Genomic DNA, 14,549 nt, shown 5'->3' on the forward strand with positions numbered 1-14,549 from the left:
TTTAATTTTCCCAAAGCCTTTTTCTAATCTAAAAAAATCCTAGTAATTTATAAAACGCTCTTTTAAAAGACCATTTCATTCAATTACTAGGATCAATTATTTGTATTCTATTTTTGAATCAGTAAAAACTAACTCTTATCAATGCTTCTTCTTATCGTAACTTACTCCAAAATTAAACAATCCTAACAACATTAGCAGTACTAAGCCTAATAGAGAAGTGTTCTTTGAAGTAGTTTCCCCGGTTTGTGGTAAAACTTGCTTGTTGTTTCCAACAGTAGCAACAGCATGTTGCTTATGACCTACTTGACGTGTCGAAACTACCTTCTTAACCACCTTAGCTTGCGGATGATCCACTTCATGCGTCATCTTAACAGCCTTAGTTACATCAACTACTTTCGCAGATACATTTACTTTATCTTTAGAACCGTCCGCATACATAACTTCTAACTTACCAAGTTGTGTACCAAGCTTTTCAGTATCAACTGGTACTGCCCAGTTCAATTGAGAACCAGCTGGAAGTGTTCCCGTCACTAAGTCAGCCAAAACTAATTTAGTCCCTTTAGTAACGACTAGATTTTTAACAGCCGTTGGCGTGAACTGATCGGCAACAGACTGAACTTTGACTGTCACATCCACTACATCACTAGACTTATCTGGATATACGACCTTAACTTCACCAGTCTGGTTTCCAGTTACATCCGCATCGACCGCTTTTGCCCAAACAAATTGAGTTCCTTTAGGTAGTTTGTCAGTTGCAACCAGTAGTTGTTGTGGTGCTACTTTTTCATGAAGTTTAATGACTACACCTACTTTAGCCAATAAATCGTTCAAATCTGCATCTGTGCCGACTTTCACTGAAACTTTGACTAAGTCCTGCGAGCCATCTGGGTAGGTTACTTCCAATTCGCCTGTTTGATGACCTGCTTTGGTTGTATCTACTGGTGTCTTCCAGTTCAATTTAGTTCCGGTTGGCAACGTTACGCTCGGATCTAAAACTTCTTCTGGGGTCAATTTAGAGCCTAGGGATACTTCTAAGTTTGCTTTAGCTTTTGGTGTCACTGCTTGTCCATCTGTTCCTACTTTTACTGGAACCTTAACTAGGTCTTTCGAACCGTCTGGATATGTTATTTCTAACTCGCCTGTTTGGTGACCCGCTTTGGTTGTATCCACTGGTCTCTTCCAACTTACTTTAGTCCCGGTTGGCAACGTTACGCTCGGATCTAAAACTTCTTCTGGGGTCAACTTAGAACCTAAGGACACTTCTAAGTTTACTTTAGCTTTTGGTGTCACTGCTTGTCCATCTGTACCTACCTTCACTGGAACCTTAACTAAATCTTTCGAGCCATCTGGATAGGTTACTTCTAATTCACCCGTTTGATGACCTGCTTTGGTCGTATCTACTGGCGTCTTCCAGTTTAACTTGGTCCCTGTTGGCAACGCTACACTTGGATCTAACACTTCTTCTGGTAACAACTTACCACCTAAAGCTACTTTTAAGTCCGATTTTACTTTTGGCATTGTTACCTGTGTGTCTGTACCTACCTTCACTGGAACTTTCACTACATCTTTCGAACCATCTGGGTAGGCCACTTCCAATTCGCCTGTTTGATGACCCGCTTTGGTTGTATTCACTGATGTCTTCCAGTTCAACTTAGTTCCGGTTGGCAATGCTACACTTGGATCTAGCACTTCTTCTGGGGTCAACTTAGAACCTAGCTTCACTTCTAGATTGTTCTTTGCTACCGGTGTTAACGCTTCGTCATCTGTGCCTACTTTTACTGGAACTTTCACTACATCTTTCGAGCCATCTAGGTAGGCCACTTCCAATTCGCCTGTTTGATGACCCGCTTTGGTTGTATCCACTGATGTCTTCCAGCTTACTTTAGCCCCGGTTGGCAACGTTACATTTGGATCTAGCACTTCTTCTGGGGTCAATTTAGAGCCTAGAGATACTTCCAAGTTTGTTTTTGCTTTCGGCGCTGTTGCTTGCGCATCTGTACCCACTTTAACTGAAACCTTGACTAAGTCTTGCGAACCATCTGGATATGTTACTTCCAATTTGCCTGTTTGATGACCTGCTTTGGTCGTGTTTACTGGCGTCTTCCAGTTCAACTTAGTTCCAGTTGGCAATGTTACACTTGGATCTAGCACTTCTTCTGGCAATAACTTATCACCTAGTGTTACCTTCAAATCTGATTTGACCTTTGGCATTGTTGCTTGTGCATCTGTACCAACCTTCACTGGAACCTTAACTAAATCTTTTGAGCCATCTGGATAGGTCACTTCCAATTCACCTGTTTGATGACCCGCTTTGGTCGTGTTTACTGGCGTCTTCCAGTTCAACTTAGTTCCAGTTGGCAATGTTACACTTGGATCTAACACTTCTTCTGGCGTCAATTTAGAACCTAAGGAGACTTCTAAGTTTGTTTTTGCTTTCGGTGTTGTTGCTTGCGCATCTGTGCCGACTTTCACTGAAACTTCGACTAAATCCTTAGAGCCATCTGGATAGAGCACTTCTAGCTCGTCGTTTGGGTGACCCGCCTTTGTTGTATCTACTGGTGTCTTCCAGTTTAACTTGGTCCCAGTTGGCAATGTTACACTCGGATCTAACACTTCTTCTGGAGTTAACTTAGAACCTAATGCCACTTCCACGTTTGCCTTTGCTTTTGGTGTTAAACCTTGGGCATCCGTACCCACTTTAACTGGTACAGATACTTCGTCTTGCGAGCCATCTGGATAGGTCACTTCTAGTTCACCAATTTGATGACCCACTTTGGTCGTATCTACTGGCATCTTCCAGCTCAACTTGGTCCCTGTCGGCAACGCTACACTTGGATCTAACACTTCTTCTGGTAACAACTTACCACCTAAAGCTACTTTTAAGTCCGATTTTGCTTTTGGCATTGTTGCTTGTGTGTCTGTACCAACTTTAACTGGAACTTTCACTTCGTCTTTTGAACCATCTGGGTAGGTCACTTCTAATTCTCCCGTTTGATGACCCGCTTTGGTCGTATCTACTGGTGTCTTCCAGCTCAGCTTAGTTCCTGTCGGTAACGCTACACTTGGATCTAACACTTCTTCTGGTAACAACTTACCACCTAAAGCTACCTTCAAGTCCGCTTTTGCTTTTGGTGTTAATGCTTGTGCATCTGTCCCGACTTTTACTGCAACTGGAACTAGATCTTTTAATCCATCAGGATACGTCACTACTAGTTCGCCAGTTTGATGCCCTGCTTTAGCCGTATCCACTGGTGTCTTCCAGCTTGCTTTAGTTCCGGTCGGCAATGATACGCTTGGATCTAATAACTTGGCTGGTTCCAATACTTCCGACACTTTGGCAGTTAGATCTTGCTTAGCTACTGGAGCATATTTTTCAGCTTGCGAAACGACTCTAACCGTCAATGGAAGCTTAGTTGTCGAACCATCGGCAAAACTTACTGTTGCAGTATAATCCTTTTCACCAACTTTACTTGTGTCAACAACTTGATCAAAGCTTGCAGCGGTGACTGAATATTTCTGCTTGGTTTCTGCCGTTAATCCTTTGGCTGCATCCGTAGCTGGAACATTTGTGTTCAGGTCTTCTTCCACCAATTGGGTTTGAAGCACTTTAGCAGCTACTTCTGCCATTGATAGAGCTACTGTTAGACTTACAGGCACCTCTTGCTTAGCCCCATCAGCAAAGGTCACTTGTAAAGTTCCCGTTGTTTGATGACTTTGTTCTGGAGTCGGTGTAGTTACCGGCGAAGCCTTCCAGGTATATGTCGGACTAAATTTAGTTAATTCTGCTGGATCAGAGACAACTGTGCTGGCATCAGGCAAAACACCCCAAGTAGTTTTAACTACTGGTTTCACTTGAGCTCCGACCACCTTAACTGGAAGCTGAGCCGTCATATTCGAGCCGTCTGTAAAGCTCAATGTAGCAGGATAATTCTTAGTCCCCAATTCCGTCGTTTGAACAGGTACTGTAAACTTAGCTGTAGCCAGCTTGAGTTGTTGTTGCATCTCAGCAGAAACTTCAGAGAGTGCCTGGGTTGGATCTACCTTAGCACCATAATTGACCGTTAGCGGAACATATACTTGCCGAGTATTTTCCATCAATTTTTCAGCAGCTGAAGGTTCCACTGCAAAGCTTACTGGCAATTGTTGTTTTGCTCCGTCACCATAAGTTACGGTAACGACCCCTGAGACAGTATGATTTTGTTCTTTAGTAGGCGTTACAACCGGTTCGGATAACCACTGATACATAACTGGATGATCTTTTGACCCAAATTGAGCTAAATTATCTACATTAGCGACTAGCTGTTTGGCAGCAACTTTAGTCCCCCACGGTGTACTTATGCCTTGTTTGGCTACAGCTCCAACTACTTCGACTGGAACATTTGTCTCTAGCGTAGAACCATCAGTAAATGATACCTGAACAGGCTGTAAACTCTCCCCAACAGTTAACGTATCGACTGCATTCTTAAAGTTAACATCAGCTACTTTCAAATTAACTTTTTCCGTCGGAGTCAAAGCTTTATTGGCGGCATCAGCCATAACTGTCGCACCATAGTTGACCGTTAATGGCTGTAATACTAAATGATCCCTAGCCGCCACAAATTCCTCACCGGCTGATTTTTTTACCGTTACTGGCAATATTTGTTTGGCACCATCGCGGTAAGTTACCAAAAGTTGCCCCATCACTTTATGATCTTCTTTAGCTGATGGAGTTGTAACTGGAGCAAGCCCCCAACTATAAGTTGCACCAAATGGCTGTAGTTCAGCAGTATCAGCAACTACACTTGCAGCATCCGGGACCTTGCCCCATTCTGTTTCGACTGGTGACTTCACTGTAGCCCCGACTACTTTAACTGGAACAGCAGCGGTTGTCGTTGAAGTATCTGCAAAAGTTAAAGTAGCAGGTACATTTTTAGTTCCATCTGTTGTCGTTTCAACGGGTGTGGTGAATGTTGCTTGAGTCACTGCAAACTGCTTACGACTTTCAGGCGTCAGTGCTTGTAAAGCATCTGTTGTTGCCACAGTAGCTCCATGGTTGACAACTACTGAGACTATTTTTCCAGTAGTTGCTTCATCGAATACTGTTGCTTGTGATCTACCGACCGCCAATGTCACTGGAACTGCTTGAACAACTTTATCTGGATAGGTTACATTAACGACCCCTGAAACTACATGGGGTTGATTTTTACCAGGTGTCACATTTGGCTGTGATTGCCAAGTATAAGTCGGAGTATATTGAGCTAAAGCTGATACGTTATCCACTAACGCCTGAGCTGCTGGCAAAACGTTCCACGCCGTCTTGACACCTGTTTTAGCGGTTGCACCCAGAACTTGGACTGGAAGTAACATAGAAGCGGTCGAACCATCTTCAAAGGTCAAAGTTGTTGCCACTTGTTTATTGCCAAGACCTGTTGTTACGACCGGGGCATTAAAAGTAACTTTACTTACTTTGGCTTGAGCCTTTTGCTCCGAGGTCAATACAGTAGCCGGATCTAAGTTTTGTCCATAATGAACAGTAACTTGATCCAAAGGCGCTTTGAACTTACTTGCCAATGAAGCACCGACCGTTACTGTGACTGGAACTTCTTGCATCGTTTTATCGCCATAATCCACCACGACCGTATTGTGCACAACGTGAGCTTCATTTTCAGTCGGAGTTACGTTTAATGGTGTCTTCCAAGTATAGGTAAGTGGCGTCACTTTACCAAATTGTGCTAACTCAGTTGTATTAGCGATCATATCCTGAGCTTTTACACTAGTTCCCCAAGGCGTCTTCACCCCTTGTTTGGCAGTTGCTCCAATAATATTTACCGGTACATTCGCTAAGGTAGTCTTATCATCTTTGGTAGTAACTGTTACGACTCCTTGTGCCGTTCCAGCTAGCTTAGTAGATGGACTTTGACTCCAAGTTACACTCTTGACTAAGGACCATAGCGGATCCCCACTAAGTGTCTTTTTACCACCTGTTTCCTGCCAACTTTGTAGTTCTTCTACTGGCAAAGGCCGCATATCATCATTTACTTCATTGACATGCATCACTAATGGTTTAAGTGTAAATTTGCCTGCTTTTAGATCAATATCTTCCACATTGACAGGAACATTGACTTCCATTTCGTGATGATAATTAGGATCATATTCGTCAGGGAAACTCACTTTAACGACTGCGTTTTTCATCCCACTTGTACTTAGATCTGGTTTTTTGACAAAAGTATAGGTCGCATTGGCCGGTAGTTCCTTAACATTAGCGATCAATTCTTTAGGATCTTGTAGAAAAACAGCATTTAATGGATACGTAAATCCACTCGCAGCAACCGGTCCGACCTTGACCTTCAAAGCGGTTTCTTGCGGAACTTCATTTTTAGTTGATTCACCATTCCCATCAAATTTACTTGCAACACGCACCACTAAATTACTATTAGCTGCTAAAGCATTTCCTGTTAATTCCACCTCAAACGGCAAAGCTTTAGCTAAGCCATTGAAACGAACAGGTTGGACATCTGTCTCACCTAAAACTTTACCTGTCTTATTCTCAACTGTTACATGTTGTGTATTTTTTTCAACATTACTAAAGACTAATTGGCCGTGTACCTTATTTTCCGTTCCATATGCATTGGAAACATTAGGCATCGACACATGTGGATTAGTGAAGACCGATTCTTCCTTTAGATCGGGCAAAGTATCACCATCAGAATCATTGAAAGTAAGCATACTTGTTGCTAAAGAATAATTTTGCATCGTATCACTGGAATCTCCGTAATACTGGCTAAACAGCAAGTTTCCACCTGCAGTTCCTTTTTTTAGCATATCCGTGTAGATATCTTCAGGCTTTTTGTTCAAATGATAGACTAACCGAACCATCACTGGACGACCAGCGATCGACACTGAACTGTTAAATTGAACATAGTCAGCCATATTGGTAGGATCAAACACACCCGTTCCGTCCAAATTCAGCGGAAGATCTGCCACTTTGTGCTCAAGTCTAGACAGATAAGCTATCCGCTTCCACAAAGACTTTCCGGTTTTAGGATCTGTAACTTGTTCAAAACCATAAGAACCATCTGCACCCCAACCATCTGCAGCTTTATCAAGCTCTACCGTATATGCCCCGTTATTTTTTTCAATATAAGGAAGTAGTGCACGGTCGATCGCATAATGTAATTTGAATTTCCAGTCACTATTATACGACCACATACTGCTTTTTTCGGCTTGATAATAGACAACCAAAGCACCATTTTTTCCAACACTAGGATCATAACTGACCGTCGAATTGGCCCCCATGAACTTGCCACCAAAATCACTCGTAACTGGGACCTTAGCTAATGGATCATTAGGTCCAACGATATAACCTTCATTGTTAGTCGATAACAACGCCGTACGACTTGAATTATCGTAGACATATGCATTATATACGAGCGGGCTCTTAGCGATATTTGGCAGTTTAGGATAGATGTTATCAAGAGTATCATTTAACATGATCTTCCCATTGCGCGCCATCGTAGCCTTACCTGCGCTGGTAAATAAACCGCCAAAGATCCCACCTTGCTTATAAACAACATTAGCTTCCCAAATATTAGTTGGTTTTTGGGCATCATTGTATACCCGCTTAAAATGGACGACTTCATTTACAGTATCAGCTGGACTGATCGAGATATCGGCTACTTTATCGACTAAACGATCGTCTAATTGGATCCTAAACTTATAATCTACTGATAAAATAGCAGTGGCATTGCTCCGGTGATTGACCGCTGTAAATGGGATCGAATTGCCTTTCATCACATCAGGTGTCAATCTTCCTGGATCGACCGACATTGAATACCACTTAGCGTTATAACTCAATTGTGGCGTATATAGCCCCGTCTTATTATCGACCGCTTTAGTTGCATCAGCTTGCCACTGCGGTGATTTTTGCGTCTGGACGGCTGGTGTTACTTGAGTTGGTGCAGTTTGGGTCGGTTGAGCCACGGCATTTTCAGTTGCTTTAGGTGCACTGCCAACAGGTGTCGTTGTTACCGTTGGTTTACTTTGTGGCTGAACACTGGCATTTTCCTGTGGTTTGCTTACAACTGCACTAGAACTCGCCGTAGTTGCAGGTTTAGCCTGTGGTTGACTTTCTACCTGAGAGTGCTCAGTTTCAGTCGCCTTAGCAGTGGACGCAGCAGCAACCGGTTCTGTACTTGATACCTCAGCTGTAGATTTGGCCGGCGTTTCCCTAGTCGTCTCTGGCTTAGCGCTATTTAAAACGACTTCTTTTTTCATATTTTGCTTGTTACTATCAGTTTTTTCACTTGCTGTATCGGACTGTGGAGCCGTTTCAGCAGCCATTGCAGTGTGTGATCCTGCATACATAGCAAAGGTCGAGCTGATCAAAACTGAGGCCACACCGATCGTTAGTTTTTTGATTGCAAAATGCTGTTGCTTGGCTTCGAGTTTTTGCGCTTGAAGTTGATAATTGTTTTTCGAAAGCATACGCTCACCCTCCATTGATTATTTGAAATCAAGTATCTATTTCAGAGATACTCAACAACTTGAACATACTTTATCCCTAAAATAAGAAATAATCAATAGATTCAATCACTTTTTATTAATTATATTCAATAAAAACTTATTTATTCATTAAAAATATTATATAAATTTAAATAGATTTTGTATTACAAAAAAACACTCCAGTCTTCACTTAAACTGGAGTGTTTTAAGACACTTAATTAATCTTTAGTTCTGATCGTAAAGCTACGTTCGCTATTTTTTTTGGAAAAACGTTCGCGCGAATCGTTTCTCCGCTTCTTTTTATTATCACGATAAGATTTTGATTTACCATAGTCGCGTTTATTATTAAATTTATTGTTACGACGACTACCGTAACGCTTATACTTACCTGTACTACTGCTCTTACGTCTTGGTAATGGACGTTCAGGCGTGATCTTGACCGGAACTGAGCTAGCATCATCTTTAGTCATGTTATTGAGTAAAGCGGCTACTAGATCAACATCGTCATATTCCGCCAATAATTCCTTAGCTTGTGTTTCATATTTAGACGTTTCTGTTTTAGCAACTAATTCTTTGACATCGTCTAAAGCTGATGAAACTTGACCAACAAAAGCTTCTTCTTCTGTTGGTGGACGCAATGGATCCATACGTTTCTTAGTCAAACGTTCGATCACACGTAAATAATCCATCTCATTAGGTGTTACAAAAGTCACCGAAACACCGTGGCGTCCAGCGCGTCCTGTACGTCCGATCCGATGAACATAACTTTCTGGATCTTGTGGGATATCGTAGTTGTAAACATGGGTCACACCTGAGATATCTAGCCCACGAGCTGCCACATCAGTTGCAACTAAGATATCTAACTTACCTTCCTTAAAGCGCTTAAGGATACTCATTCGACGTTGTTGCGAAAGATCACCATGGATCCCAGCCGCGTTATATCCTCGTGCTTCCAAGCCCTTGGATAATTCATCGACCCGACGTTTCGTCCGCCCAAAGACGATCGTTAATTCTGGGGCTTGAACATCCAAGATCCGTGTCATGATATCAAATTTTTCATAATCACGTACTTTAACAAAATATTGATCAACTAGATCGGTCGTCAATTCTTTAGCCTTGATCTTAACAACTTCTGGTTCAGTCATGAATTTTTCGCCGATCCGCAAGATCGCTTTTGGCATGGTTGCTGAGAATAACAATGTTTGGCGTTGACCGGGCACATTAGAAATGATCTTTTCGATATCATCTAAAAAGCCCATATCTAACATTTCATCAGCTTCATCGAGGACCAACATCTTAACCTTGCTCAAATCAACAGTTTTACGGTTGATATGGTCCAATAAACGACCTGGTGTACCCACTAAAATTTGTGGTGGATTCTTCAAGAGTTTGATCTGACGACGAATATCAGCACCGCCATAGACAACTTGGACGCGTGCGCGCTTATCTTTTCCTAAGCGATAAAGTTCTTCTTGTGTTTGGATCGCCAATTCACGCGTTGGTGAAATGATGATCGCTTGAATAGCATGTTCCTTAGGATCAACATGCTCTAAGATAGGCAAACCAAAAGCTGCTGTTTTACCAGTCCCTGTTTGAGCTTGACCGATCACATCTTTACCTGCAAGAACCAGCGGGATCGTTGCCTCTTGAATTGGCGTAGCTTCCTCAAAGCCACTACGCTTAACAGCTTTCAACAGGTCTTCTGAAAGACCGAGTTCATCAAATTTCAAAAATTATTTCCTCCTAGTTTCGGTGGTCAGACCACCTGTCTGCACAAAATAACAGACCACTAAACTTCGCCAAAGCCCGCCAGCCCGCAAAGTTCATCTCATACTTATTCATTTTGTACGTATCATAATAGCATATCACTATTATTCACTCTTAGCAATCTTAGTTAGAACTTCTTCTAAATGGATCCCATGACTAGCCTTTAATAAAACTGCATCATCAGGTGTCAATTTTGCCAATAGATCTGTAGCTAACTGTTCTTTTTGCTCTGGTGAATAGCAGTGGATCTGGTCCACATCAAATTTAGCTTGTAAAGCTGTAGCCAAACTTTCCATCAATGGACCACAAAGGTAGACCTCACTGATCTTATTTGGATCGATCGCCTCAGCTAAACTAGCATGCATTTGACGTTCATTTTCCCCTAATTCCAACATATCTCCCAAAACAGCGATCCGTTTTCCCGCAACTTTGACCTCAGCAAAGGCTTGTAAAACCTCTTTAGCTGCTGTTGGATTTGAATTGTAGACATCGCTTAAGACCATAAAACCGTTTGTCCCTGTACGCCATTCCGTACGATTTTTGGTAAGATCGAAATTTTCTAACGCTTTAGCCATTTGTGCTACATCGATCATAAATTCCTTTCCGACACTTAAAGCTGCCAAAGCATTTTTGACATTATATGCCCCGATCATTGGGATCGTAAAGTTTTCATCTGGCCATAAAGTCACTCTAAAGCTGGATTTAGTAGCATCACTTACGACGTTTACCCCTTGAAGATCATCTTTAGGTTCATTACCAAACGTGAAGGTCGCTTGTTCGATCTTAGCCGCCCGTTCGACTAAAAGTGGTTCATCTCCGTTGTAGATCAAGAGACCATCTTCTTTCAAACCGTTAACGATCTCCATCTTAGCATCAGCGATCTTGGCGCGCGTACCGAAAAATTCGATATGTGCTTCACCGATCATCGTGATCACAGCTACATCTGGTTGCGCTAAACGACTTAACTCATCTATCTGTCCAAAGCGGTCCATCCCCATCTCGACGACCAAGATCTCAGTATTAGGTTCCATTGATAAGATCGTCATTGGGACCCCGATCTCGTTATTGAAGTTAGCAAAAGTCTTTTGGACGTTGAATTGAGTGCTCAAGATCGCAGCGATCATGTCCTTAGTGGTCGTTTTACCGTTACTTCCAGTCACAGCTACGACCTTTGGATTTATCTTTTGCAAATAATAACGACCTAATGCTTGTAAAGCGACCAACGTATCCTCGACCACCAAAGCTGGAATATCAGTTGGTGTCTCAGGATGATCAGCTTGCCATAAAACTGCACTCGCTCCATTATCTAGCGCAGCTTGAACATAACGGTGACCGTCTTGTTCGCCAATAAGTGGCACAAATAAAGCCCCCGGTTCTAGCTGGCGGCTATCAAAGCTGACGCTGGTAATGGTAATATCTTCCCAAGTTTCTTTTGCTTCTATCTCTAAAGCACGAGCAATTTCGGATAATTGCATCTTCATGCGGATGTTCTTCCTTTCTGCCGATCAAATAATGATCAACATAACTTTTTTTGTCAGTTCCTATCCATTGTATCACAAACAATAATGAGCTACAAAAAAAGGCACTGCTTGCACAGTACCTTCCGATTACATTTTTTGCAAACGTGCGATCCGTTCTTCGATCGGCGGGTGGGTATCAAATAAATGTGCCCACGTTTTACCCTTGAATGGATCGGCAATATACATCGAAGCGCTACTTGCATCAGCAGCTTGCATCGGTTCACTATTTGAGATCTTAGCTAGTGCATTGATCAACCCCAATGGATTTCGGGTCAATTCAACTGCTGAAGCATCAGCCAAATATTCTCGATTACGCGAAAGCGCCATTTGAGCCATTGAAGCTGCCAACGGGCCTAAAACGATGGCTAACAAAGCCAAGACCAACATGATGATCTCAAAGATCCCATTGCCACCTTCACGATCATCACGCCGTCTAGTGCCACCCCAAAAGAGTGAATGTGAACCAAAGTTAGCCAACAATGAGACAACTGCAGCTAAGGCTAATGCTGTGGTCTGCAACTTGATATCGTAATTACGAATATGTGAAACTTCATGTGCCATCACACCTTCGATCTCTTCACGATTCAAACGCGCCAATAACCCCGTTGTAGCTGCTACAGCAGCGTGTTCGGGATCACTACCTGTAGCAAAAGCATTGGGACTTGGATCATCAATGATAAAGACCCGTGGCATCGGGACCTTACCAACTAATGCCATGTCTTCTACGATATGCCACAATTCCGGTGCCTGGCTGGGATCGGTGATCTCATGTGCATTGTTCATATTCATGACTACATCAGTCGACTGACCTAACATGACGAACATGTAGACAAACCCTAAAACGATTGCAAAAATCACACCCATCGTCGCACTACCAGCAAAGGCGTAGCCGATCGCTGCTCCGATCACGCCTAATAATAAGAAGAAACCAAGTACTACCAAAACGGTTTTTCGTTTATTTGAGGCGATCTGTTGATATAACATCTTGCATCCCTCTAATCAAATGAAACTTTTGGCGCTTCCTTTTGTTCTTCTGGAACAGAAAGATAGTCGACTTTCGTAAAATGATGGATCTTAGCGATCAAGTTAGATGGGAAAGTCAATAACTTTTGGTTAAAAGCAGCTGCCGAAGAGTTGAACAATTGACGTGAATAAGCGATCTTATTTTCAGTATTTGTCAATTCTTCCATCAACTTAGTAAATTCTTGATTTGCTTTTAGATCTGGATAGCTTTCAGATAATGCAAAAATAGAACGCAATGTATCTGATAATTGATTAGAGACTTCCATCTTAGCTTGATGGTCACCATCTGGGATCGCAACTAATTGATTCCGCAATTTAACGACCTCAGCAAAGGTCTCCTTTTCATGCTTAGCATAGCCCTTAGTTGTTTCAACCAAGTTAGGGATCAAGTCATTACGGCGTTTCAATTGAACATCGATCTGACTCCAAGATTCTTCTGTGTAAACTTTTGCCTTTTGCAAGCCGTTATAAAGTGTGATATAAACAACGGCTAACAATAAGACGATCACGACTAAAACGATCAAAGCCATAAAATTTCCTCCTTAAATCTCTTTACAAAAAAAGCCAAGGGTGAACCCAATCACTCTCGGCTAGCGCAGTATTCATTGCTGAATAGAAGGCCACACTCCACAATGTAGACCATTCAAGCACGCTACATCCGGTAGCTAAATGTGCCCTGCTATCGACACTGACCACTAGTCGCCGCAGCGAAACAACAAAATGTTGCCTGGTCTATCTCGACTCATCGCATATTTTAATTTTACCCTATATCAAATAGCGATTCAAGTTAAGAGTTTGTTAAGATAATAGAGACTTATCCATCCTATGATGGGCGATACCAGCCTCCATAAAGCCTTCTCCGACCACTTGATAGCCTAATTTTTTATAGAAAGCTTGCGCCTGGTCCTGTGCCCCTAAAGTCAAAGTGTTTATCTTATGGTCACGTGCGCTCACTTCGATACCATTCAACAACTCACTAGCTAGGCCTTGACCACGATGTTCTTTTTTTACAGCAACACGCTGAATATGCCAAACACCTGGCTCTTCTTCAAAGGCTCGTGCCGTAGCGACAGGGAGCTCATCTAAATAACCTGTAAAATATAATGGTCCTTTTTCGCCTGCGACTTCAAGTTCTAAACTCACACCTTGCTCCATGATAAATACTTCTTTTCTAAGAGCTAATGCATCTTTATAGACTGAACTTTCAAGTGAATTACTACTTTTGATCTCCATATTGTCCACTCCATCAATAATTTTGCTTTATTTTAGCTAAACTTATTCCATTATTCAAGTAGTAGCTTTTGCTTGAACTAATTTGAAATAGAACTATAATGTAGTTGTGAAATGATTTCACCGCTTTGTGGAGCATTTTACGGAAAGAGGCGAAGGATTATGGCTAAGAAACTAAGTAAAGAAGAACGCAAGGCTATGGCACGTAAAGCAATGGAAGCCCGTGCTAAACAACCTAAGCCAGCAGCTGGCTCAGGCTTTGCAAAACTTGATTCTGATGCTGAACACCTACGCGGCTAATTACCGTTAGATATTCACAGCGCTAGCACCTGTTTTTGGCAGGTGCTTTTTTTATGAAATTTTTTTGAGTTTTATCTTCCCGCAAAACTCACTTTTTTGTCGCTCGATCTGTCATAAAATTAAATCATTATTCATTTTCTTCGGAAGAATTTCAGATTTTTCTAGCCCCCATTGTTAAGCTTAAGAAAGCGGTTGTCAAAGATTTTCACAATTTGCATGTTTTTTGCG

7 protein-coding genes are annotated in these 14,549 nt (G+C 42.0%); 1 reads left to right on the top strand and 6 read right to left on the bottom strand.

The window, feature by feature from the left end:
* Nucleotides 1–138 precede the first annotated feature (138 nt).
* The 6 genes from ABT996_RS05490 to ABT996_RS05515 form a co-directional block, all read right to left on the bottom strand.
* Entirely contained in the window at nt 139–8,463 is an 8,325-nt protein-coding gene (locus tag ABT996_RS05490) for a Rib/alpha-like domain-containing protein (protein ID WP_180978433.1), read from the bottom strand.
* Between the two features lie 236 nt (nt 8,464–8,699).
* Nucleotides 8,700–10,211: a degradosome RNA helicase CshA gene (cshA, locus tag ABT996_RS05495; protein WP_010688119.1), complete on the bottom strand. Its 1,512-nt coding sequence runs from the start codon at nt 10,209–10,211 to the stop codon at nt 8,700–8,702.
* Nucleotides 10,212–10,352: 141 nt separating this feature from the next.
* On the bottom strand, nt 10,353–11,729 hold the full coding sequence (locus ABT996_RS05500) for a UDP-N-acetylmuramoyl-tripeptide--D-alanyl-D-alanine ligase (protein WP_005919072.1): 1,377 nt from the start codon (nt 11,727–11,729) through the stop codon (nt 10,353–10,355).
* Nucleotides 11,730–11,855: 126 nt separating this feature from the next.
* Nucleotides 11,856–12,752 carry a zinc metalloprotease HtpX gene (gene htpX / locus ABT996_RS05505; protein ID WP_035447804.1) on the bottom strand — a complete coding sequence of 299 codons (897 nt, stop codon included), beginning with the start codon at nt 12,750–12,752 and terminating at the stop codon, nt 11,856–11,858.
* 11 nt (nt 12,753–12,763) lie between these two features.
* Nucleotides 12,764–13,321, bottom strand: a complete 558-nt coding sequence (locus tag ABT996_RS05510; protein WP_010688121.1) for a LemA family protein — start codon at nt 13,319–13,321, stop codon at nt 12,764–12,766.
* A 268-nt stretch (nt 13,322–13,589) separates the two neighbouring features.
* The gene (locus tag ABT996_RS05515) at nt 13,590–14,024 is read right to left on the bottom strand and encodes a GNAT family N-acetyltransferase (protein WP_010688122.1); all 435 of its coding nucleotides are present in this window, start codon (nt 14,022–14,024) and stop codon (nt 13,590–13,592) included.
* Between the two features lie 159 nt (nt 14,025–14,183).
* Here ABT996_RS05515 and ABT996_RS05520 point away from each other — a divergent pair, with 159 nt between their 5' ends.
* On the top strand, nt 14,184–14,321 hold the full coding sequence (locus ABT996_RS05520) for a hypothetical protein (protein ID WP_004051144.1): 138 nt from the start codon (nt 14,184–14,186) through the stop codon (nt 14,319–14,321).
* Nucleotides 14,322–14,549: the final 228 nt, after the last annotated feature.

The organism is Ligilactobacillus sp. RTP31139st1_D10_RTP31139_211217, from assembly GCF_040226755.1.
Lineage (GTDB): Bacteria > Bacillota > Bacilli > Lactobacillales > Lactobacillaceae > Ligilactobacillus > Ligilactobacillus animalis.

Bases quoted from the DNA above. Each gene is read 5' to 3' on its own strand.
- ABT996_RS05490 (WP_180978433.1), bottom strand. From the start codon at position 8,463: ATGCTTTCGAAAAACAATTATCAACTTCAAGCGCAAAAACTCGAAGCC.
- ABT996_RS05500 (WP_005919072.1), bottom strand. From the start codon at position 11,729: ATGAAGATGCAATTATCCGAAATTGCTCGTGCTTTAGAGATAGAAGCA.
- htpX (WP_035447804.1), bottom strand. From the start codon at position 12,752: ATGTTATATCAACAGATCGCCTCAAATAAACGAAAAACCGTTTTGGTA.
- ABT996_RS05510 (WP_010688121.1), bottom strand. From the start codon at position 13,321: ATGGCTTTGATCGTTTTAGTCGTGATCGTCTTATTGTTAGCCGTTGTT.
- ABT996_RS05515 (WP_010688122.1), bottom strand. From the start codon at position 14,024: ATGGAGATCAAAAGTAGTAATTCACTTGAAAGTTCAGTCTATAAAGAT.
- ABT996_RS05520 (WP_004051144.1), top strand. From the start codon at position 14,184: ATGGCTAAGAAACTAAGTAAAGAAGAACGCAAGGCTATGGCACGTAAA.